At 64.7% G+C, this 21819-nt stretch carries 19 protein-coding genes and 1 tRNA gene; 15 read left to right on the top strand and 5 right to left on the bottom strand.

The annotated features are described in order from the left end of the window. Positions 1-62 precede the first annotated feature (62 nt). From DPQ64_RS06800 to DPQ64_RS06790, 3 genes are all read left to right on the top strand, one after another. The gene (locus DPQ64_RS06800; RefSeq protein ID WP_157971622.1) at positions 63-938 is read left to right on the top strand and encodes a branched-chain amino acid ABC transporter permease; all 876 of its coding nucleotides are present in this window, start codon (positions 63-65) and stop codon (positions 936-938) included. Then, a complete protein-coding gene (locus DPQ64_RS06795; RefSeq protein WP_115863602.1) occupies positions 935-1927 on the top strand; it encodes a branched-chain amino acid ABC transporter permease in 993 nt (330 codons plus the stop codon). The genes DPQ64_RS06800 and DPQ64_RS06795 overlap by 4 nt, the downstream gene beginning before the upstream one ends. A gap of 161 nt (positions 1928-2088) precedes the next feature. Continuing rightward, positions 2089-3390: an ArgE/DapE family deacylase gene (locus DPQ64_RS06790; protein ID WP_115863601.1), complete on the top strand. Its 1302-nt coding sequence runs from the start codon at positions 2089-2091 to the stop codon at positions 3388-3390. Between the two features lie 148 nt (positions 3391-3538). Here the strand turns inward: DPQ64_RS06790 and DPQ64_RS06785 are convergent, their stop codons facing one another. Further along, complete coding sequence (locus DPQ64_RS06785) at positions 3539-4504, bottom strand: hypothetical protein (protein ID WP_115863600.1); 966 nt, start codon at positions 4502-4504, stop codon at positions 3539-3541. Between the two features lie 91 nt (positions 4505-4595). On the opposite strand from DPQ64_RS06785, the gene DPQ64_RS18680 reads away from it, so the two are divergent. Further along, complete coding sequence (locus tag DPQ64_RS18680; protein WP_157971621.1) at positions 4596-5759, top strand: PDDEXK family nuclease; 1164 nt, start codon at positions 4596-4598, stop codon at positions 5757-5759. A 625-nt stretch (positions 5760-6384) separates the two neighbouring features. On the opposite strand, the gene DPQ64_RS06775 is transcribed toward DPQ64_RS18680, so the two are convergent. Continuing rightward, positions 6385-6459: transfer RNA gene (locus DPQ64_RS06775), tRNA-Val, on the bottom strand. A gap of 102 nt (positions 6460-6561) precedes the next feature. Continuing rightward, complete coding sequence (locus DPQ64_RS06770) at positions 6562-6795, bottom strand: DUF7553 family protein (protein WP_115863598.1); 234 nt, start codon at positions 6793-6795, stop codon at positions 6562-6564. A 135-nt stretch (positions 6796-6930) separates the two neighbouring features. On the opposite strand from DPQ64_RS06770, the gene DPQ64_RS06765 reads away from it, so the two are divergent. Further along, positions 6931-7905 (top strand): MBL fold metallo-hydrolase, encoded by a 975-nt coding sequence (locus DPQ64_RS06765; protein ID WP_115863597.1) that lies wholly within the window; start codon positions 6931-6933, stop codon positions 7903-7905. Positions 7906-7959: 54 nt separating this feature from the next. Here DPQ64_RS06765 and DPQ64_RS06760 read toward each other — a convergent pair whose 3' ends face one another. Then, complete coding sequence (locus DPQ64_RS06760; RefSeq protein WP_198662035.1) at positions 7960-8277, bottom strand: hypothetical protein; 318 nt, start codon at positions 8275-8277, stop codon at positions 7960-7962. 312 nt (positions 8278-8589) lie between these two features. Further along, the gene (locus tag DPQ64_RS06755) at positions 8590-8898 is read right to left on the bottom strand and encodes a hypothetical protein (protein ID WP_115863596.1); all 309 of its coding nucleotides are present in this window, start codon (positions 8896-8898) and stop codon (positions 8590-8592) included. Positions 8899-9384: 486 nt separating this feature from the next. Between DPQ64_RS06755 and DPQ64_RS06750 the strand changes: the two genes are divergently transcribed. The 10 genes from DPQ64_RS06750 (at position 9385) to DPQ64_RS06700 (ending at position 21466) form a co-directional block, all read left to right on the top strand. Further along, the gene (locus DPQ64_RS06750) at positions 9385-9618 is read left to right on the top strand and encodes a hypothetical protein (protein WP_115863595.1); all 234 of its coding nucleotides are present in this window, start codon (positions 9385-9387) and stop codon (positions 9616-9618) included. A 125-nt stretch (positions 9619-9743) separates the two neighbouring features. Next, positions 9744-11987, top strand: coding sequence for a DHH family phosphoesterase (locus DPQ64_RS06745; RefSeq protein WP_115863594.1), 2244 nt, complete (start codon positions 9744-9746; stop codon positions 11985-11987). Positions 11988-12238: 251 nt separating this feature from the next. Beyond that, positions 12239-13072, top strand: coding sequence for a hypothetical protein (locus tag DPQ64_RS06740; protein ID WP_198662034.1), 834 nt, complete (start codon positions 12239-12241; stop codon positions 13070-13072). A gap of 448 nt (positions 13073-13520) precedes the next feature. Beyond that, positions 13521-15176, top strand: coding sequence for a tRNA uridine(34) 5-carboxymethylaminomethyl modification radical SAM/GNAT enzyme Elp3 (locus DPQ64_RS06730; protein WP_115863592.1), 1656 nt, complete (start codon positions 13521-13523; stop codon positions 15174-15176). A 10-nt stretch (positions 15177-15186) separates the two neighbouring features. Further along, entirely contained in the window at positions 15187-15807 is a 621-nt protein-coding gene (locus tag DPQ64_RS06725; RefSeq protein ID WP_115863591.1) for a hypothetical protein, read from the top strand. Continuing rightward, positions 15804-16430, top strand: coding sequence for a hypothetical protein (locus DPQ64_RS06720; protein ID WP_115863590.1), 627 nt, complete (start codon positions 15804-15806; stop codon positions 16428-16430). Before DPQ64_RS06725 ends, DPQ64_RS06720 begins: the two co-directional genes overlap by 4 nt. Before the next feature lie 62 nt (positions 16431-16492). Next, the gene (locus tag DPQ64_RS06715) at positions 16493-17392 is read left to right on the top strand and encodes an MBL fold metallo-hydrolase (protein ID WP_157971620.1); all 900 of its coding nucleotides are present in this window, start codon (positions 16493-16495) and stop codon (positions 17390-17392) included. 174 nt (positions 17393-17566) lie between these two features. Further along, complete coding sequence (gene rqcH, locus DPQ64_RS06710) at positions 17567-19708, top strand: ribosome rescue protein RqcH (protein ID WP_115863588.1); 2142 nt, start codon at positions 17567-17569, stop codon at positions 19706-19708. Continuing rightward, complete coding sequence (locus DPQ64_RS19740) at positions 19705-20334, top strand: DUF4013 domain-containing protein (RefSeq protein WP_269814470.1); 630 nt, start codon at positions 19705-19707, stop codon at positions 20332-20334. The genes rqcH and DPQ64_RS19740 overlap by 4 nt, the downstream gene beginning before the upstream one ends. A gap of 64 nt (positions 20335-20398) precedes the next feature. Next, positions 20399-21466: an mRNA surveillance protein pelota gene (locus DPQ64_RS06700; RefSeq protein ID WP_115863586.1), complete on the top strand. Its 1068-nt coding sequence runs from the start codon at positions 20399-20401 to the stop codon at positions 21464-21466. Positions 21467-21819: the final 353 nt, after the last annotated feature.

The raw sequence follows: 21819 nt of genomic DNA, 5'->3' as shown, positions 1-21819 counted from the left end.
CAGGGCGACGGCGCAGACTGCGCCGTCGCCCTGCCGCGCGGCACCCGCCGGAGGTGAGCCGCGTGGTTAGCGCCGAACTGCTCGTCCAGCAGATCGTCAACGGGCTGTTCTTCGGCGGCCAGCTCGCGCTCATCGCGGTGGGGCTCACCCTCATCTGGGGGGTCGCGCGGGTGCTCAACTTCGCGCACGGCGCGATGTTCATGCTCGGCGGCTTCGGCGGCTACTTCGCGCTCGCCGCGACCGGCAACGTCCTGGTCGCGTTGCTCGCCGGGATGGCCGTCACGTTCGTCGCCGGGTTCGTCATCGAGTACGTGCTGATCGAACCGCTGCGCGACCGCGAGGAGTTCGACGTGGCGTCGATGATCGTGACGCTCGGGTTCGCCATCGCGCTGGAGAACGCGGTCCGCATCGAGTGGGGCTCCCAACAGCGGGCGTTCCCCAACTTCGTGCAGGGCGTCTGGAACGTGGCCGGCATCTCCATCAACGTCCAGCGCTTGAGTGTCTTCGTCATCGCAGTCGTCGCGCTGATGGGGCTGTTCCTCGTCATCTCGCGCACGAAGCTCGGGCTGGCGATCCGGGCCGTCTCGCAGGACAGCCAGACCGCCCTCCTCATGGGCGTCCGGCCCAAGCGCGTCTACGCCGCGACGTTCGGCTTCAGCACCGCGCTGGCCGGGCTCGCGGGCGTCCTGCTCGCGCCGCAGTTCGCCGTATACCCCTCGGTGGGCTGGTACCCGTTCCTGCTCGCGTTCGTCGTCGTGATGATCGGCGGGCTGGGAAGCATCCGGGGAACGCTCGTGTCGGCGATGGCCATCGCCATCGTCCGGAGCGTGAGTCTGATCTGGGTTTCGAGCGAGGCAACCATGATGATCATCTTCGCAATCATGATCGTGGTACTGGTCGCGATGAACGACGGCATCGGCGGGGTGATCGACGGATGAACGCCGCCTCCATCGCCGCGTTCCTCGGTCGGACCCAGTCGCGGCTCTCGGAGGACGCCCGCAGCCGCAACGGCGTCCTCATCCTGCTGGGGTGCGTGCTCGCGCTCGTCGCCCCGCTGGTCGTCACCTCGTACGCGGTCAGCCTCCTGACCCAGCTCGTCATCATCGTGCTCGTGGTCGGGAGCTGGATCCTCGTCGCGGGCTACTTCGGCATCTTCACCTTCGCGCACGCCGCCTTCTACGGCATCGGCGCGTACGGCGCGGCCATCGCGGCCGCCGGCTTCGGCATCCATCCCGTGGCCTCGATCCTGCTCGGCGGGCTCGCGGCCGCGCTGTTCAGCCTGCCCATCGCGTACCCCGTGCTGAAGCTCAGCGGCCCCTACGTGGCGATGGTCACCCTCGCGTACGGGGAGATCATCTTCTACGGGACCACCATGTTCCGGGGCATCACCGGCGGTCCGACGGGGTACACCGGCTTCCCGCAGCTGTTCGGCGGCGACGACGTGGCGCTGTTCTACTTCGTCTTCGCCGTGGTCGCGGTGCTGATGCTCGCCCAGTACGGCCTGCTCGTCAACCGGTTCGGGCTGGTCGCGCGAGCCATCCGGGAGTCCTCGGACGCGGCCTCGATGCTGGGGAACAACGTGCCCCGGTACAAGCTCGTCGGGTTCGTCGTCGGCTCGTCCATCGCGGGCATCGGCGGCGCGCTGCAGGCGTACACCATCATGATCATCTCGCCGCCGATGCTCGAACTCAACCAGATGATCGAGCTGATGGCGATGGGCGTCATCGGCGGCCTCCGGACCTTCGGCGGCGCGGCGTTCGGCGGCGTGATCGTGTTTGGGCTCTCCGAATCGCTCCGGGGAATCGGCCAGCTCCGGCTCGTCATCTGGGGCGTGATGCTGGTGGCGGTCACGCTGTACTTCCCGAACGGGCTCGCCGGCGAGTCGCCCGACGTGATCGAGGGCATCAAGAAGCGACTCGGACGGTGAGTCGTTGCCGGCTCGACTCGCAGCGAACGAAGCGGCCGACCACCAATCCGAACCGACTGACAACCAACCCGAACCGACTGACAACCAACCCGAATCGACTGACAACCATATCCGAACCGACTGACGACCGAACTCGATCCACTACAACCGAACCGAAACACATGACGCTACACGACCAACTCGACGCCACGATAGAAGCGAAGGAATCAGAACTCGTCGACCTGCTCGGCGACCTCGTCGCCGCCGAGACCGTCACGGGCGACGAAGCACCGGCACAGGAAGTCGTCGCGGACCGCCTCGAAGCGGGCGACCACGACCCCGACGTCTGGGAGCCTACTGCCGAAGAACTGGACGGCCACGAGGGGTATTTCGAAACCTCCTCCTACGAGGACGTCGGCTACGAGGGCCGCCCGAACGTCGCGGCGCGGATTCCGGGCGGCGACGGCCCGACGCTCACGCTTGGCGGTCACATCGACGTGGTCGACGTGACCGAGAGCGAGTGGGAGCGCGAGCCGTGGCAACTCACGCGCGAGGACGACACCGTCTACGGCCGCGGCAGCGCCGACATGAAGGGTGGCCTCGCGGCGGCCCTGATCGCCATCGACGCGCTCGACGAACTGGGAGTCGAACTCGGCGGCGACCTGCTGTTCCAGAGCACCATCGAAGAGGAGGACGGCGGCGTGGGCGGCGCGCTCTCGGCCATCGAACGGGGCTACGAGCCCGACGCCGCGGTCATCGCCGAACCGTTCGACGTGCCGAACGTCGGCATCGCCAGCGCGGGCGTGATGTACTTCCGCGTCGTCGTCCCCGGCAAGGGCGTCCACGCCGCGTGGGGTCACGAGGGCGTCAACGCCATCGGGAACGCCGCGAAGGTGTACGAGGCGCTCGACTCGCTGGACAAAGAGCGAAAGGCGCGCATCGACTACCCGCCCGCGTACCAGGCCGACCCCGCGCTGGAGGGCAATGTCACGAACATCAACGTCGGCACAATCGAGTCGGGTGACTGGCCCTCGACGCTCCCGGGCGTCGCGACCATGGAAGGCCGCGTGGGCTGGCCGCCGGGCGAAAGCCGGGCCGAGGTGCGCGAGCAGATCGAGGACGCGGTCTCGTCGGTCGGCGAGGACGACGAGTGGCTCGCCGAGCACCCGCCGGAAGTCGAGTGGTTCGGCTGGCAGGCCGCGCCCCACGAGATCGACTCTGACGCCGATATCGCCCAGCTCGCGAGGGCGCAGGGCGAAGCCGTCACCGGCCGCTCGGGCTCGTTCGTCGGCGGCAACGCCGCGCTCGACGAGCGGTTCTACGAACTGTACTACGACACTCCCGCGGTGTCGGTCGGCCCGCGTGGCTGGAACCTCCACGGTGCCGACGAGCACACGACGGTCACGTCGCTGGTCGAGACGGCCAAGACCATCGCGCGCATCGCGGTGGACTACTGCGGCGTCGAGGACGCCGACGGGGAGTAACGCTTCTCGCTTCTTTCTGTATCGGTAATCTGGTCCGGGTGTGCGTTCTCCGGGATTCGCGGGGGAGTGGCCCGGACGGTGCTCGTCGCGTTACTCGTCACAAAACCCGAGAGATCAGGTTGCTGCTCACAGGTCGTCTCGACGGCTGCTACACTGACATCTCGAACCGGTCGCCGACCGAAGTGACGAGTCGGTCGGCGCCTGCCAGCGCCAAACAGGAGATGAAGGCGGTCGTCCCCAGTTTCCCGCCCGCGCCGACGAACGCGGGAGCGACGACGATGAAGACGAGGCCACACAGCGCCCCAGCGAGCCCGATCCCGACCTCTCTCCCCAGTCGCTCGCGCGTCGACATCCCGACGAAGGATGCACAGAAAGCGACGGTCGCCAGTAGCTCGCCGACGTCCGGAACGACGACTGGCAACGTAAGTCCTGCCACGAGGCCGACCAGCGCCGACCCGAGGACTGCGCCGAGTTCGCAGCGAACGCTCATAACGGCGGTAACCACGGCAGCGACGGCAGCTATCGGCACCGTGAGCGCGGCGTGACCCCACTGAACCCCGGCTGTAGTGCCGTAATCGATACCTATCAGCAGTCCAATTGTGGCGCACCCGAACAGCGCGAGCGTACCGAGTTTGCCGCCGAATCCGGCGAACGACCCTTTTGCGGCGACGAATGCCAACCCGGAAAGCAGGCCCGCCGCAAGCACGAGGCTAACAGACGGAAACACCGCCGGAGACGCCATGCCGACGAACGACCCACAGTACGCTGCGGTATCGACATCGGGGATGCCGAGGCCAGCAGCGACGCCGACGAGCGCCGACGCGAGGACGGGCCCGAAGCCCGCGTGAACGCTCAGGACGTACGTCAGGCCGGCCGCGGCTGTGACCGCGAGGGCGTCGGCGGCGTCGCTCGGCTCGAAGGATGTACCGTCGAAGCTATCGAACGTATTCCGACGTTCAACGGTTGCAGTTACAGCACCGACAAGCACCAGGCTCCCGCCAAACCCCACACCGGCGAACGAGACGTGCGTCGGTTCGACGAGTGCGCTCCCAAGCAGCACTGCAGCTGTGGCGAGCAACAGTATGTAACCGACGGCTCGAACTAACCGTTGCACGGCCCATTCTCGACGAATGTTACGTGAAAACGTTGCGAATCGCGACACCGTCTTCGCAACCATTAGGTCACCCACCTACTAAGAGGAAATAATGACGAATACAGTCCTTGAAGCTGCACTTCAGGGAATTGGTGATGGTGCGCGACTTGAACAACTTGCGTCAGACCTTCTTCGACGTGAGGGATACGACGTTGACCCAACCGGAACACGAGGCCCAGATGGTGGCCGAGACTCATTCCTATATCAGGATGAAGAAGACGGGATTCTCCACTGCAGTATTAGTGCCAACTTGGAGTCAAAGGTAAAGAGTGACGCAGAAAAGGTATCAGACCGTCAGGAGTCATTTGACTTCTTTATATTTGCAACAACTCAAAATCCAGCAGCGATAAAACGGGATCGAATTGAGCGTGAACTTGAAGACGAGTACGGGTGGCGTGTCCGAATATGGGATTTCGAACGTCTCCGAAACCGGTTAATGGGCGACACCGAGAATCACGGCCTCGCCATAGACCATCTGAGTGTCACTCCGGGGAAAGCATTTGAAGATGTTTCAGAGCAAGTTGACGAACTGTATCAGTCATTCATCCAGCGACTTCACAATCGAGAAGCACCATCTGGTACAATACGCGATAATCGTCCTCTTGTCGCAGTTCATCTGATTCCAATAGATGCCCTTGAGGAGAGCCACGACAAAATCGCAATGGATCTTCCAAACCCTCCTGCATTCAACTCACGAACTGGGCTTAGTGATCAGTTTGGCCGTATGGCAGTCACAGGCGATTCAAGCGGTTTAGGAGGTGAACCTTTCCGTCATTACGTTGGTTTCCATGTTGATGGCTGGATGGAAGCTGTAAGTACCAGTATGACATTTGTTCAGAAAGATACTCCGAAAATCAGTTACACTTTTGACCCTACTGTGGTTGATTTCGTTGACAAGGCGTTAGACTGCTATGAAGAAGCAGAAATCCCACCACCATTCTATCTCTATGTAACCTTGATTGACGCGGAGCAGCACATCATGAGCCAACCAGATCGGATGTGGGGGGCTGATTCACCCCGTCCACTTCGAACTAACGAGTTCACCCTTAATCGGGTGACTTTGAACGGATACGATGTTGATGTCCCATCAGAACTCCGGAAATCATTCTATCTGCTTTGGAACCAGCTTGGATGGGAAATAGGGTCAATCCACTATAACGAGGAGACCGATGATGAAACAGAGGAGAAAAAGTACGAATGGGAACCGTATGACTGAAATTCGCTAGTCACTCAACGCGCCTGCAGACACGAACGACGAATCAAACCCCATCTCCGCTGGCTCCGTCCGCGCACCCCCACGCTTCATGCCGATCTCCCTCATCTCATCCCGTTCAACAACAAAATTCAGACGGTCTCGCGGCCACACCCGAGGTTCACGGTCGAGCAGTTCCCCACCCCTGATACAGAGTTAAACAAGTAGTTGTGGAGGACATCTTACAACCCACCCACCCCAATACCGAGTTAAAACACTTGCAAACACGGTTCATAATTATCGTAACCAAATCCCGACGAAATCATACTTTTAGACGCTGAGCCTATCGAATACACTTACAAACTGGTGTCCACCCTCCCACCGAAAGAAACGCCATCAACAACCTTCCAACACGAGTTCGCTAAGGGCGTCACAGACGTAACGGGTATGCATCGACTCGCGGTTGCCTCAAACAGTAACCAGTACAGAGCTATATAAGGCGTGCGCGCCCCCTTCATAATAACCCCGTGACGTGGGACACGCGAATCAGCCAACCTGATGAGTTGGATGTCGGAAACAGACGTATGGAAACCGAGAAGGCGTCGCCTTCTTGTGTTTTTCCGTCCTTCAGAATGCGGAAACGAGCAGATGGGTCGGGGCAGATTCGAACTGCCGATCTGCTCCGTGTGAAGGAGCTGTCATAACCGGACTAGACTACCGACCCGCGTACTCCGGACTTTCGCCTTCCCGGACTTAAGACTTACTTTACGGTCGGAAAATCGAGTGCGGTTACGGCGTCTCGGCCGCAGCCCGTTCGACAGCGAATCTACACGCGCTCGCGGAGCCGACCCGCCGCGCGGCGGGCGCGTCGCTCCGCCTTCGCCTCGGTCGCGTCGAGTTTCGTGCGCAGTCGCTCGGTCCGCGACGGGTCCTCGATCTCGCGACCGGTCGCCGCTCGGACGCGGCGCTCGACCGGCTGGAGCTCCTCGCGGATGCCCCGCGAGAGGTGGGCGGCAGTTCGGCGGGCGTAGTACCACGCGTCTTCGAAGTGGTTGTTCATCAGTGGGTCACCATTATGTTCTTACGCAGAGGACAGATATATGCTTTCCCCCTCTATACCTCCGCAACCAGTTAGCTCCCCACTACGATTGGTCTGGTTCACAAACGGTTTAGCGGCGGGCGGCCACGTACCGGTATGTTCACGCGGCTCTCGATACCGACGCCGTTCGAGGTCGGCCCGGTCAACGCCTACCTCGCCGGGCGAACGCTGGTCGACCCCGGACCGGGGAGCGAAGGGGCGTGGGCGGCGCTGCTCGACGGCCTCGAAGCGCGCGAACTCGTGCCCTCGGATCTCGAACGCGTCGTGATCACGCATCCGCATCCGGACCACTTCGGCCTCGCCAAGCGCCTGCGCGAGGAGGGCGTGCGAGTGCTCGCCAGCCCGCAGACCGCTGAAATCGTCGCCGACTTCGAAGGTCGATTCGAGTACGAGCGGTCCTACTTCGTCGACTGCTTCGAGCGCCACGGGATGGCGCGCTCGACCGCCGAGACCGTCACCGACCTCCCCGAGTCCTTCCTCCGCGTCGCGCCGGGCGTCGAGACCGACCGGGTGCTCGACGACGGCGATCAGTTCGAGGTCGCCGGCACCGCCGTGACTACGGAGGCGGTCCAAGGCCACGCCGCGGGCGAGACCATCTTCAGTTACGAGACCGACGCCGGTGAGCAGCGCGCGCTCGTCGGCGACCACGTCCTGCCGGACATCACCCCGAACCCACTGCTCCAACCCCCGCCAGAGACGGGCGGCGAGCGCCCGCGCGTCCTCCCGGCGTTCAACCGCTCGCTGGCCGCCCTCCGCGAGCGGGAGTTCGACCGCTTCCTGCCCGGCCACCGCGAGGAGATTACGAGCCCCGGCGAGCGCGTCGCGGAGATACTGGACGCTCACGAGGACCGGACGGCGAAGGTCCGGGAGATCGTCGCCGACGGGCCGATCACCGCGGTCGAAGTGATGGAAGAACTGTTCGGTGACTTGCCCGCGACCGAGTACTTCCCGGCGATGAGCGAGGCGGTCGGCCACCTCGACGTGCTGGTCGAACGCGACGCGGTCGAACCCCGCGAGCGCGGCGGCGTGGTGGTCTACGAGTCGGTGGAGGACGAGGCGGTGGAGACCTGACCGCCTTCGGTATCGGGACTGCTCCACGATGTACTCCCCCCGCGTCCTCGGCAGTCACTCCTCCAGCATATCCTCTTCCGCGCCGGCGTTGCCTCCTTCGGACGGCCCCTCATCGGACACCGCCAACTCGTCGGACTCCCCCGATTTCTCCGAAGTCGCGGCCTCGCTGTCGGTTGGATCGTCCTCGGGATGTTCCCGGATGGTTCGGATCTGGCCGTACGGGAAGAAGTTCCGGCCGGTGTCGTGGTCGAGCCACACCCCGGTCTCGTAGAAGTCGAGTTCGTGGCCCGACACCGGCGACGTGACCTCGCGCTTGCCTCCCTGTTCGCCGTGTCGCTGGACGAGGTAGACGGAGTACGTACTCTCGGACATGACGAATGGAGTTCGACGTTGCCGGCGAAAAGTGTAGGGGTCGGTCCCGCGGCGGTGTTCAGATAAGCGCGACCGCCTCCCTGTATCGCCCGGTGAACCAACCGCCGTACCTGGCGGATGAAAGGGCGAGGCGCGCTCGCGTTCAGTTTAGTCGCCTCAGCGCGGCAACTATCCAGCGCGCGCAGAACTGCGCGCGCTGGATATCCCGCTGAGCGACCGCGAGCGCGCCGAGGGCTTTCGAGGACTTCTCCTCAGTTCAACGGCCATATTTGAACAATACCATCCCCCAACGTTCTGAGCACTATTCCGCAGCTACTTCCAGTGCGAGAGCGACAGTCGCCGGCCCACAGCTTCGCCCTCGGCTTCGGCTGCCTTTCGTGCGCGCCGCGACCGAATCCGATTGAATGCGATTGTCCCGCCGATCACGAGCGCCATGAATCCGAGCGACCGTAGCTTCGAGGCGGGCGATGGCGCGTCGGCTCCGCCGTCGGCTGCGGTCGGTTCGGATTCGGACTCGCGGTCGCCGGTGAACGGAAGCCCACGCGACGTGTCGGCTGCGGGGTTGAACTCCCACTCGAACCCGAATTCGGAGTCGTGGAAATGTATTTCGAGGATTCCCATGCCGAACCTTCACCGACTCCGGACTTAGGGGTTTGGGGCGACATGATTTGCATTCGAGCGGGCAATATTGGGGAGTTCGACAACTTCTGCGTCGGGAAGTGGAGTCATCCGGCAACTAGCTTCTGCTCGAGCCTCGGGTAACCGCACCGCGACCGCGGGTCTCGAACCTCCCCAACCGCCTGCGCTTCTCGCTTCGCTGTCGCCGAAAATCGGAGATTTCGGGATCGAACGGGAGCGACGCTTCCGTCGACCTCGCGGGACGCCGTCCCGCTCAGTGACGAGAGAGCGTAGTTCTCTCGAACTACGCATTCGTTCCTCCCGCGCGCGCCGGAGCTGGACTACTTGGATTTAGTAACTCTCGCGACTCCTCACACCGAGTGGTGACGCAGTATCGAAGCCGACCATGCTTCGTCGTACGCGATTCCACCGAATGCAACCCGGGCGTGGACTCAACCTTGAAGGCGCTCGGCGTTGGGACCTTATCGGATGACATCTGACGAGTTCGACGGCCACCGAAAGGCCGACCACTACCGGCACGCCGACGGCACCGACGAGATCGTCTTTCAGGTCGCGGAGGGCCACGTCCTGACGGTCAGGGAGTACAACGACGTGGAGTCGTTCGAGCGAAGCGTCGAGGACGCCGAGTACGTCGGGGCCCACGAAGGCGTAGCGGACCTACCGGGCGTCGAGACGTTCGAAGATGACGGCGAACGAGAGTAGCGGGAGTACGCCGAACGGGGAGGAGGACAGCGGCGAACGGGGGTAGGGACTCGTGCGGAGCGACCGAACCTCCGGCTACGTTTCGACAACAGTTTTAGGCAGGGGGTATTTTTCTCCCGTATAAGATGGGTTCGTGTATCATCTGCGGGGCTCCTGCCGACGGCGCGATATGTGAAAGCCACGAGCAGGACGTCCTCTTCGAGTTCACCGGCAGCAATCCGAATCAGCTGACTCCGGGACGGTATTACAGCGGAACAGTAGACGGCTTCGCCGAGTTCGGTGTCTTCGTCAACGTCGGCGACCGAGTCACGGGGCTGCTCCACCGCAGCGAGCTGGACCGACGACTCGACTCGCTCGACTGGGACGAGGGCGACGAGGTGTTCGTGCAGGTCACCGGCGTCCGGGACAACGGCAACGTGGATCTGGGCTGGTCGCTTCGCCAGTCCGAGCGCGAGTTCCGCGGCACGCTCATCGACGACCCCGAGCAGGGCGCAGTCCTCCCCGACGACTACGACGGCGACGGCGACGGCCGCGACGACGGCGACCAGCAGGCGACGACCGACGGCGCTGGCACCGTCGACCCGCAGACCCGAGACGACGACGGCAACGCGTCGGTCGCCGAGTCGGAAGACGCGAGCGAAGCGTCGACGGAGTCCGACTCGCAAGCCGAGACAGAGTCCGACTCGCAAGCCGAGACAGAGTCCGACTCGCAAGCCGAGACAGAGTCCGACTCGCAAGCCGAGACAGAGTCCGACTCGCAAGCCGAGACAGAGTCCGAATCGCAAGCCGAGACAGAGTCCGAATCGCAGGCTGAAGCCGACTCTGAGTCCGACTCCGAGGCCGAACCGTCCCGCGTGCAGATCGCCACGCTGAGCGACCGCGTGGACGAGACGGTCCGCATCGAGGGCGAGGTCGTCGGCGCGCGACAAACCAGCGGCCCCACCGTCTTCGAGATCCGCGACGAGTCGGCGACGGTCGACTGCGCGGCGTTCGTGGAGGCGGGCGTCCGCGCCTACCCCGAGGTCGAGACCGGCGACTTCGTGCGCCTCGACGGCGTGGTCGAGCTCCGGCACAACGAGCTTCAGGTCGAGACCGACGAGCTCCAGAAGCTGGAGGGCGACGAGCGCGAGACGGTCGAGACCCGCCTGGAAGACGCACTGCGAGCGGAAGCCCGACCGGACGACGTGGGCCTGCTGGCCGACCACGGCGCGGTCGGTGCGGTCCACGACCGCATCCGGGACGCCGCCGAGGCCGTCCGCCGAGCCGTGATGGAGTCCCGGCCGGTCATCGTCCGCCACGACGCGACGGCCGACGGCTACGTCGCCGGCGCGGCCATCGAGCGCGCGGTCCTCCCGCTGGTCCGCGACGAGCACGCCCAGAGCGACGCCCAGTACCACTACTTCGACCGGCGGCCGCTCGAGGACGGCGACTACGACATGGCCGACGCGACCAAGGACGTGACCCAGATGCTCGACAACCGGGAGCGCCACGACGAGAAACTCCCGCTGTTCGTGGTCGTCGGAGCCGGAAGCACCGTCGAGTCCGCCGACGGGCTCGAACTGCTCGACGTGTACGACGCGCCGCGAGTCGTCGTCGACACGGGCTATCCCGACGAGGACGTGGCCGACCTCGCGGACGTGTCGGTCAATCCGCACCTGGCGGACGCCGACGCCGCGGGCGACGACGTAACCGCGGGCGTCCTCGGTGCGAACCTCGCTGCCCACGTCAACGGCGATGTTCGGGACGGCGTCGCCCACCTGCCGGCGGTCAGCTACTGGGACGACGCCCCCGACGCGTACGTCGACCTCGCCGAGGAGGCGGGCTACGAGGAGAGCCACACCGACGCGCTCCGCGAGGCGGTCGCGCTGGAGGCGTACTACCAGTCCTACGAGGACAAGCGTGAGCTCATCACCGACCTCCTGTTCGAGCACGAGAAGCGCGACCTCGCCGAGCACGTCGCCGAGCAGTTCCGCGAGAAGCTCGAAACGGAGATCGACACGGTGGAGCCGAACCTCTCCATCCGCGGCGAGAACGGCGTCTCGTTCACCGTGCTCGACACCGAGGCGTTCACCCACCGCTTCGACTTCCCGCCGACGGGGCTCCTGCTCGACGAGATCCACCGGCGCGAACTCGGCGCCGACGCCGCGCCGGGCGACCACCACGTCACGGTCGGCTTCGACGAGGACGAACTCCGCGTCCGGAGCGACGGCCGCGTGAACGCACGCGAGGTCGCAGACGCCGCGAGCGAGACGGCCCCGACGGCCGGCATCTCGGCGAAGGGCACCCGCGACGGCCGCATCGAGTTCCTCATCGGTGAGCGCGACGCCGCGCTCGACGCCGTTGTCGAAGCTATCGCCGACCAGATTTAAACGAGTTCTATCCGTAGCTTAGCCGCTCACTGGCGGTTTTGGTGTTACTGGTGGTGTGTCTCTTACAGAGTAGTCTCCACACACACACCAAACACGAATTGATAGTTACATAGATAATTGCTAGAAAAATATAAAATCTCGTGTCTAAGTTGTAGTTTTATGACTTCGGAAAGGAGAGCGTCGTCCCCGAGTGTGGCGGTGGCGGCGGTGACCCCAAACTTGGGTCTGACGTGCACACGCGAACGTGGGACGTGTTAGAAGGAACGCATCACCTCGAATCGACCCTTTACGCGAGTCAGTACAACACGTGGCACGACCCGGATTACTGTGACTACACACACCGCATCCACTTCGGTTCGGTAGGTAATTCGTTCATCGAGGACGGTGACAGCTACTCGTACCCGAAATCGATAGCGGCGAACGAAGTGTTCATCAATTTCAGCGGTGACGTGATATCGTCCAGACAGCAGAATCACGAAGAGGCCTTAGGGGCCTACGAAGCGACCGAATCGAAGGCGCAAGAGGACGACCACTACGAAGCACTCGCTGACGCGGCCGTCTCGGGGGCCGTCGGCGTAGCGACCACTGCCGCTCTGTCCAATCCGGCGAGCGGGATCCTCGCGTCGATGGCCTTTAGCTACCTGACCAGCTACACCGAAGACGAAAATAAACATCAGTACGAGCCCTTCTGGAATTGGGACACGGGTCACGGTGACATCGGAGAAGGCGTTTCCGACAGTGCAACGTTCGCCAGGGCCGACGTGACGACCCGAACTGACGAAAGTGCCGACGTCGCTGCGAGTTCGACGGTGACGCAACTCAACAGTTCGAGCGCATTCGCAAGTACCAACTTCACGGCCGAAGGGCCCGGAACGTGCGAGAATCCGGATAGCCTGAGCCACGAGTCGCTCGCCCAGGACGGGCTTCTCAAAATCGAAAACAGCGAGCTGACAACACAGCAGCATAACCTGCTCTTGGATGAGCGACCGCGAGAGATCCTCCGTGAGAAGGGTGCACTCGTCGTGAAGATGGACACAGTCGTCGGGTCGAAGATTCTGGAACTGCGAAAACGGCGAGCGGAGTAGTCCACCGTATCAACCTAGACGGAACTACATACCCTTCTCCTTTGGGAAAATCCCCAACGAAAAAGAGATATTTCCGATGGCAAAAGAGTCACAAATACACGTTTGGTAAATACACCTATGATCGATCCAATGGGAATCTTCCTGTTGATTGCAGGCGGATCATTTGCTATCTGGCCCTACCGTATTGCAAAGTCTGGTGAGGCGTTGAAATCGATGGGGAATCAGCAGTCGGCGTACTCCGTCGAACCGTCGGATCTGAACATTTGGGCCACTCGCATCGTAGGGGTAGTTTCAGCCATCATTGGATTCGTAGGGCTGTTCCAGTAATGGAGTATCAAATTGTAGAATTTGATGTTCACGTCGAGGAAGTCCGTCGAACGCGGCAGCTACGAGTGCGTCCGTAGACGACACCCTTATCCCGTCAAACCGACCAAATACGAACTAATCAATGAGCACCGAGACGCCGGACGCCACCGAGACCGAGGCGTTCGAGCGGGTCTGTGAGGAACTCGTCGAGCGCATCCTCGCGGGCGACGTCGAGCGCGACGACCTGGAGAGCGAGAAGTTGTCGGTCTGCTCCGAGCACTCTGCGCCGAAGGTCCCGAAGAACTCCGAACTGCTCGACTACGCGCCCGACGAGCGCCGCGAGGACCTCCAGGAGGTGCTCCAGCGCAAGCCCGTCCGGACCGCGTCGGGCGTCTCGCCGGTCGCCATCATGACCAGCCCGCACCAGTGCCCGCACGGCAAGTGCCTCTACTGTCCGGGCGGTCCCGGCTCGGAGTTCTCCTCCTCGCAGAGCTACACCGGCCACGAGCCCGCGGCCGCACGCGGGGTGCAGAACGACTACGACCCGTACGGGCAGGTCACCCTGCGGTTGGAGCAACTGCGCGAGATCGGCCACCCCGTCGACAAGGTCGAACTCATCCTGATGGGCGGGACGATGACCGCTCGCAGCCACGACTATCAGGAGTGGTTCGTCAAGCGCGCACTGGAAGCGATGAACGACTACGACACCGCGAAAGAACCCGAGCCCTCGCAGGACGAGAGCTTCGCGCCAGACCCCGAAACCGTCGACTTCCATTACCTCGAAGACGTGATCGCCGAGAACGAGACCAACGACGTGCGCGCCATCGGCATCACGTTCGAGACCAAGCCCGACTGGTGTGACCCCGAGCAGATCGACCGGATGCTCGATCTGGGCGGCACGAAGGTCGAGGTGGGCGTTCAGACCACCTACGAGCGCATCAACCGCGAGATGCACCGCGGTCACGGCGTGCAGGCGTCCATCGACGCCAACCAGCGGCTGCGCGACGCCGCGTTCAAGGTCGGCTTCCACATGATGCCCGGCCAGCCCGGCATGAGCGAGGAGATGTGTCTGGAGGACTTCCGCCGGCTGTTCGAGGACGAGAAGTGGAAGCCCGACTACCTGAAAATCTACCCGACGCTCGTGGTCCGGGGCACCGCGACGTACGACTGGTGGCACCGCGACGAGTACGAACCCCTGCGGAACGAGGAGGCCGCCGAACTCGTCGCCGAGATCAAGTCGATGATTCCGAAGTACACGCGGCTTCAGCGCGTCCAGCGCGACATCCCCGCGGACTTCATCGACGCGGGCGTCTGGAAGTCGAACCTCCGCCAGCTCGCCCGACAGAAGATGGACGACCACGGCTGGGACTGTGACTGCATCCGGTGTCGCGAGGTCGGGATGAACGACGAGAACCCGGAGACCGTCGACCTCGACGTGCTGACCTACGAGGCCGCCGGCGGGACCGAGCACTTCATCAGCTACGAGGACCCCGAGAAGGACCTGCTAATCGGGTTCTGTCGGCTCCGCTTCCCCGGCGACCCGGTCCGGCGCGAGCTTCAAAACGCCGCCCTCGTTCGCGAACTACACGTGTACGGACCGATGGTAGAAGTGGGCGACCAATCGCACGACTGGCAGCACAAGGGCTACGGGACGAAGCTCCTCCGGAAGGCCGAGGAGATGGCCGCCGACTCGGGATACGACAAGCTGAGCGTCATCTCGGGCATCGGCGCGCGGGAGTACTACCGCGAGAAGCTGGGCTACCATCAGGACGGGCCGTACGTGAGCAAGCGGCTGTAGGGGCTCGTGAATGAGCGAAACACCCCCGGCGGAGGAGTCTACTGGCGGCCTCGAACAGTTGTTTCGGAGCGGCCGGTGGAACGCTGTCCTCGCGTGGTTTCTGGTGGGCGTTCTGGTGCTTGTGTTCGTCGAGAGCGCGCTGGAGTTCGACCGCCAGTGGGTGACGTTCGTCGCCATCGCGGCAGTGATCGTTCTCGTCCCACCGGTCGCGCGCGGCAGTTGGCGGGTGATGCTCCCGTGGGAACTGCTCGCGGTGGCACTCCTCCCGATTCTCGTCTACGGGCTGTTCGGCAGCCGAGTCGGCCCGTTCGCGTACTACCTGTCGATCGCCGGCCTCGCGCTCGTCGTCACCGTCGAACTCCACACGTTCACCTCGCTGGAGATGACCCACTGGTTCGCCGTCACGTTCGTCGTCATGACGACGATGGCGTCGGTCGCGGCGTGGTCGGTCGTCCGCTGGACCCTCGACCGACTGCTCGGAACCTCGTATCTCGCGTCGAACGACGCGCTGATGGTCGAGTTCGCGTGGGTGACGGTGGGCGGGTTCGCTGCGGGCGTACTGTTCGACGCGTACTTCAGGCGGCTCGACCGATGGCTCTGGCGACTGATTAGGCGGAGGGTCGGTCGATGAAGCGACCTCGGCCCTCGGCGCTGAACCGGCAACGACTCACCCGAGTGATGCAGTTCGTGTTGCTCGGCATCGTCGTCTACGGCCTGCTCGACGGTCAACCGAAGGCCATCGTCAACGGGAGTATCGCGCTGCTGATAACGGCTCTCCCGGCCGCACTGGAACGCAACTACGAGATTCCCATCGACCCGTGGCTCGGTCTGTGGATCACGACCGCCGTCTTCTTGCACACGCTCGGGTCGGCCGGGCTGTACGGACAGATCGGGTGGTGGGACCACCTCACCCACGCGCTGTCTTCGTCGCTGGTCGCGGGGGCCGGCTACATCACCGCCCGGGCACTCGATCTCCACAGCAGCGAGATCAACATTCCGCGACGGTTCGCGTTCGTCTACATTCTCGTGGTCGTGCTCGCGTTCGGCGTGGTGTGGGAACTGTTCGAGTTCGGGCTCGACGTGACAGCACAGGAGACGGGGCTGACGATGCCGCTGGCTCAGCACGGCCTCGACGACACCATTCGAGACCTGCTGTACAATTCGCTGGGTGCGCTGGCGGTCGCGTTCTTCGGACAGGTCCACCTCACCGGGGTCGCCGAGGAGATGTGGGAACAGCTGTTCCTGCCGGAGTAGGTCACGGAACGGACGTCCGCCCGAAGCCCGTGGCGCCGCGGGGCCACCGGGACTTTCCCGACGTGTCCGGTACAGCATTCATGCACCTCACTCTCTTGGGGTCGGGCGGCGACTCGCCGACGCCGATGCCGACCTGCGACTGTCGGGTGTGTGGGCCCGCTCGCGAAGAAGGCCTCCCCCACGCGCGACTCGGCAACTCGACCTACGTCCACGACGCCAACGCGGTCGTGGACGCTCCCGAGTCCATCTGGGCGATGCTGAACCGCGAGCGCGTGAGCGAGGTCGACTACCTCTTCCTCTCGCACCACCACGTCGACCACGTCGCGGGCCTCCGCGTCGTGCAGGCTATCGGACGCCCCGCGTTCCCCATCGCCGATTGGGACAACGTCGACCCCGTGACCGTGGTGCTGAGCGAGACGACTTACGACCGCCTCGACCGGTCGATGGACCTCGAGACCGAGTACGACGAGATGGGCTACGCCGAGTTCGAGTTTCTGGGCGACGGCGAGACGATGAGCCTCGACAGTGGTGTGGAGGTGACGGGAATCGGCGCACCGCTCGACCCCGACGGCCCGGCGGACGCCGCGATGGGATTCTGCTTCGCCGACGGCGAATCGACGGCGCTCGTCTTCCCGGACGAGACGACGGTTCTCGATCTCTCGAAGGTGCCAGACCATCTCGACCTGTGGATCAAGGAGTGCGGAATGTTCCGCGAGACGGGTGCTGGCGAGCCGATCTTGACCGACGAGTTGTGGGCCGAGGAGCGCGAGGCCCAGACCACCTTCGACCAGACCGTCGAGCAGGTTCGGGAGGTCGGGCCGGAGCGGGCGATCCTGACCGAGATCGAGGAGATCTATCGGCGACGGCCCGACGAGTACGCGGAACTGGCCGCCGAACTGGAGCGCGAGCACGAGGAACTGAATCTGGAGTTCGGCCGCGACGGGATGGACGTGGAGGTGTGAGCGCCCGGCTCACCTCGACGTCGGCGGTGGCGGGGGGGGGGGGGGGGGGGGCGCCCCCCCCCCCCCCCCGGGGGGGGGGGGGGGGGGGGCGGGGGGGGGCCCCCCCCCCCCCCCGCGCCACCGCCGAGACGCCGGAACGATACGCCTTTCCCCGCCGATAGTGAACAACGGGGCATGGATCAGAAGCGGGAACTGTCGAGCATCGACCTCGCGGCCGTGGTGGCCGAACTCGGCGTCTACGAGGGCGCGAAGCTCGACAAGGCGTACCTCTACGGCGACGACTTCCTGCGGCTCAAGATGCGGGACTTCGACCGAGGGCGGGTCGAACTCGTCGTGGAGGTCGGCGAGAACAAGCGCGCCCACGTCGCTGCGGTGGAGAACGTGCCCGACGCGCCCGGCCGACCGCCCAACTTCGCCATGATGTTGCGCAACCGGCTGTCTGGCGCGGACTTCGCGGGCGTCGAGCAGTACGGCTTCGACCGCATCCTCCAGTTCGACTTCGAGCGCGACGACGAGAACACCACCATCGTCGCGGAACTCTTCGGACAGGGCAACCTCGCCGTGCTCGACGAGAACCGCGAGGTCGTCGACTCGCTCGACACCGTGCGGCTCAAGTCCCGGACCGTCGCGCCCGGGAGCCAGTACGAGTTCCCCGACGAGCGGGTCAATCCCCTCGAAGTCGACTACGAGCCATTCGTCGCACAGATGGAGGAGTCGGACACCGACATCGTTCGCACGCTCGCCACGCAGCTCAACCTCGGCGGGCTGTACGCCGAGGAGGTCTGCACCCGTGCGGGCATAGAGAAGGACACGGACATCGCGGACGCCGACGAATCGGACTACGAGGCCGTCTACGACGCCATCCAGCGCCTCGCCGAACCGGTCCGCGAGGCCGACTTCGACCCGCGGGTCTACCGCGAGGACGGCCGACTCGTCGACGTGACGCCCCTGCCGCTGGAGGAGTACGCCGACCGCGAGGCCGAGGCGTTCGACTCGTTCAACGAAGCGGTCGACTTCTACTACGCGAACGTCGACTTCGAAGCGGAGGACGGCGGCGAGGGCGCGGAGGTGGGCGACCAGCGCCCCGACTTCGAGGCCGAGATCGAGAAACAGCAGCGAATCATCGAGCAGCAAGAGCAGGCAATCGAGGGCTTCGAGCAGGAGGCCGAGCAGGTCCGCGAGAAGGCCGAACTGCTCTACGGCCACTACGGGCTGGCCGACGAGATACTGACCACGGTCCAGAACGCGCTCGACGAGGACACCTCGTGGGACGAGATCGAGGCCCGGTTCGAGGAGGGAGCCGACCGCGGCATCGCAGCCGCCGAGGCCGTGCGAAATCTCGACCCCGAGCAGGGCACTGTCACGGTCGAGATCGACGACACGCCCGTCGAACTCGACGCCTCGACCGGAGTCGAGAAGAACGCCGACCGGCTGTACACCGAGGCCAAGCGCGTCGAGGGCAAGAAGGAGGGCGCGCTGGCCGCAATCGAGGACACCCGCGAGCAACTGGAGGCCGCCACGCGCCGCAAGGAGGAGTGGGAGGCCGACGACGCGGACGAGGGCGGGGAGGACGGCGGAGGCGAGCCCGCGGACGAGGACGATGCCGACGCCGAATCCGAGGAGGTCGACTGGTTGGCCGAACCCTCCATCCCGATCCGCAAGCAGGAGCAGTGGTACGAGCGCTTCCGGTGGTTCCGGACCAGCGACGACTTCCTCGTCATCGGCGGGCGCAACGCCGACCAGAACGAGGAGTTGGTCCAGAAGTACATGGAGGGCAACGACCTGTTCTTCCACGCGCAGGCCCACGGCGGGCCGGTGACCATCCTCAAGACCTCCGACCCGAGCGAACCCTCTCGGGACGTGGACGTGCCCGAGGCGAGCAAGCAGGAGGCCGCCCAGTTCGCGGTGTCGTACTCCTCGGTCTGGAAGGACAGCCGATACACCGGCGACGCGTACGTGGTCACCCCCGATCAGGTGAGCAAGACGCCCGAGAGCGGCGAGTACCTCGAAAAGGGCGGGTTCGCCATCCGGGGCGACCGCACCTACTTCCGGGACGTAGCGGTCGGCGTCGCGGTCGGAATCTCTTGCGAACCCCACACTCGCGTCCTCGGCGGGCCGCCCTCCGCAGTGGTTCCGCAGGTCGAGACCCACGTCGAGGTCGAACCCGGCCGGTTCGCGCAGGGCGACGTGGCAAAGCGAATCTACCGGGAGTTCCGCGAGCGCTTCGCCGACACCTCGTTCGTCCGGAAGGTGGCGAGCCCCGACCTCATCCAGGAGTTCATGCCGCCCGGCGGGAGCAAGATGAAAGACGAATAGATGCTCCGCGAGGCGCTTCGTTACCCGTTTCACGGCGAGCGCGCCGAGCAGCGCCTCCTGGTCGGCGTCAGCCTCGCGGTCCTCGCAGGATTACTCGTTCGCCTCGGTCCTCTCGCAGTTCTCGCAGTCGCTCCTGTCGTCCTGCTTGCCGGGTACGCGCTGGCCGTTCTCCGGGAGAGCGCTACGTCTACGCAGCCTGCACGTTCTGCGCGGGCGTCGCGGTCGGCTACCTCGCGATTCCGGCGGTCGCGCTCGGGGTGACCGTCGGCGGGTCCGCGCCAGCCGGGTCGGCGACGGCGGGAACCTCGCTGCTGGTTCTCGGCGCGAGCACGGTCGTCTTTCTGGGCTCACTCGCGTTTGCGTACCTCCTGCCCGCTGCGCTCGTCGCCGTCGCCCGGAGCGGCCGGGTCCGGTCGGCGGTCGAACTGGATCACCTGCGCCGGAGCGTAGCCGACGCGCGATACTTCGTCGGATGGGTCGCGGCGCTGTCGGTCGTCGCTGTCGCGGCGCTCCTGTTCCGTGCGCTCGCGTCGCTCGGGCGTGCTGGGGAGGTCGTCGGGCTCGCGCTCGGGTTCTACGCGATGGTGGTCGCCGCACGGCTGCTGGGTCGGAGTGTGGCCGGGTGACCCGACTTTCGCGGCGTCGCGCGCGACCGTAGGTCACTTATCGGCTGCCGGCCCACGTAGGGATATGCGAATTCAGAGCCGCCAGCGCGTCGAGGGCGGCGGCGAGCGTATCGCGCTCGTCCCCGAGAGCCTCGACGACCTCTGGCACCTCTCCTACGTCCTCGAACCCGACGACCTCGTCTCGGGCGACACCACCCGGCGCATCCAGCGCAACGACGATCAGATGCGCGACACCGGCGGCGAGCGCGAGCACATGTGGGTCGCCATCGAGGTCGAGTCGGTCGAGTTCCACAAGTTCGCCAACCGGCTTCGGATCGGCGGCACCATCGCGGACTGCTCGCGCGAGGACCAGCTCGGCCAGCACCACACCCTCAACGTCGAGGAGAACGCCGAGATCGAGATCGAGAAGCTGTGGAAGCCCGACCAGCTCGACCGGCTCGAAGAGGCCGAGGAGGCGACCGACAACCCCGACGTCGCCATCGCCACGGTCGAGGAGGGGACGGCCCACATCCACGTCGTGACCCAGTACGGAGCCGAGGAGAAGGCCGAGTTCTCGGGCACGACAGGGAAAGGCGAGTACGCTCGCGGCCGGGACGAACTGTTCGCGGAACTCACTCAGGCGCTCTCGCGGATGGATGTCGACGCCATCGTGCTCGCCGGCCCGGGGTTCACGAAGCAGGACGCCTACGACTACGTCGAAGAGAACGCGGCGGACCTGACCGAGAAGATCACGACCGTCGACACCAGCGCGGTCGGCGACCGGGGCGTCCACGAGGTGCTCAAGCGCGGCGCGGTCGAGGAGGTCCAGAAGCAGACCCGCATCGCCGAGGAGGCCGAACTCATCGACGAGTTGACCCAGCGAATCGGCGAGGGCTCGCGGGTGGCCTACGGTCCCGAGCAGGTCCAGAAGGCCGCCGACTACGGAGCCATCGAGCATCTCCTGCTCCTCGACGAGCGATTGCGGGAGGAGCGCGACGACGCGGGCGAGTGGCCGTTCGACGTGAACGACCTCATCACCACGACCGAGCAGAAGGGCGGCGACGTGACGGTGTTCTCCAGCGAGTTCGCACCCGGCGATCAGTTAGCGGGTTTCGGCGGGATCGCGGCGTTACTTCGGTATCGGCTTGACTGATACGCGCCCGACACCGATCTCTTTGCGGCTGAATCGGGTTCGACTGGATCGGCTCTGCGGAGACTGGCTCATTATCCCAGTTGTTCGCTGGCTTATCTTCCTTCTCGGCGCGCGCTTGCTCGTCCTCTCACTCGGCGCGTGCTGGCGCGGTTGTCGGGAGCGGGGCGCGGCCGACGGCCGCGGAAATGCGAGCGGTGAAACCGCGAGCGGAGCGACCGACTGCTCGGCAGACGCGGGTTGTCTGCCGGTGCCTCGTGCCGCGCCAGCACGCGCCAGGGTGGAAAGAAGGGTAAGCGCGCGCCGGGTCTAACACTGTCTCTTCACTCACGAACTGTCTCTTCACTCACGACCCG

This window comes from Halorussus litoreus, assembly GCF_003382685.1.
Taxonomy (GTDB): Archaea; Halobacteriota; Halobacteria; order Halobacteriales; family Haladaptataceae; genus Halorussus; species Halorussus litoreus.
The sequence above is the reverse complement of the archived record's forward strand: the minus strand, read 5'-3'. Positions and strand labels throughout refer to the sequence as shown.

Coding starts and splice junctions, on each gene's coding strand:
- DPQ64_RS06795 (WP_115863602.1), top strand. CDS start 935: ATGAACGCCGCCTCCATCGCCGCGTTCCTCGGTCGGACCCAGTCGCGG.
- DPQ64_RS06790 (WP_115863601.1), top strand. CDS start 2,089: ATGACGCTACACGACCAACTCGACGCCACGATAGAAGCGAAGGAATCA.
- DPQ64_RS18680 (WP_157971621.1), top strand. CDS start 4,596: ATGACGAATACAGTCCTTGAAGCTGCACTTCAGGGAATTGGTGATGGT.
- DPQ64_RS06770 (WP_115863598.1), bottom strand. CDS start 6,795: ATGAACAACCACTTCGAAGACGCGTGGTACTACGCCCGCCGAACTGCC.
- DPQ64_RS06765 (WP_115863597.1), top strand. CDS start 6,931: ATGTTCACGCGGCTCTCGATACCGACGCCGTTCGAGGTCGGCCCGGTC.
- DPQ64_RS06760 (WP_198662035.1), bottom strand. CDS start 8,277: ATGTCCGAGAGTACGTACTCCGTCTACCTCGTCCAGCGACACGGCGAA.
- DPQ64_RS06755 (WP_115863596.1), bottom strand. CDS start 8,898: ATGGGAATCCTCGAAATACATTTCCACGACTCCGAATTCGGGTTCGAG.
- DPQ64_RS06750 (WP_115863595.1), top strand. CDS start 9,385: ATGACATCTGACGAGTTCGACGGCCACCGAAAGGCCGACCACTACCGG.
- DPQ64_RS06745 (WP_115863594.1), top strand. CDS start 9,744: ATGGGTTCGTGTATCATCTGCGGGGCTCCTGCCGACGGCGCGATATGT.
- DPQ64_RS06730 (WP_115863592.1), top strand. CDS start 13,521: ATGAGCACCGAGACGCCGGACGCCACCGAGACCGAGGCGTTCGAGCGG.
- DPQ64_RS06725 (WP_115863591.1), top strand. CDS start 15,187: ATGAGCGAAACACCCCCGGCGGAGGAGTCTACTGGCGGCCTCGAACAG.
- DPQ64_RS06720 (WP_115863590.1), top strand. CDS start 15,804: ATGAAGCGACCTCGGCCCTCGGCGCTGAACCGGCAACGACTCACCCGA.
- rqcH (WP_115863588.1), top strand. CDS start 17,567: ATGGATCAGAAGCGGGAACTGTCGAGCATCGACCTCGCGGCCGTGGTG.
- DPQ64_RS06700 (WP_115863586.1), top strand. CDS start 20,399: ATGCGAATTCAGAGCCGCCAGCGCGTCGAGGGCGGCGGCGAGCGTATC.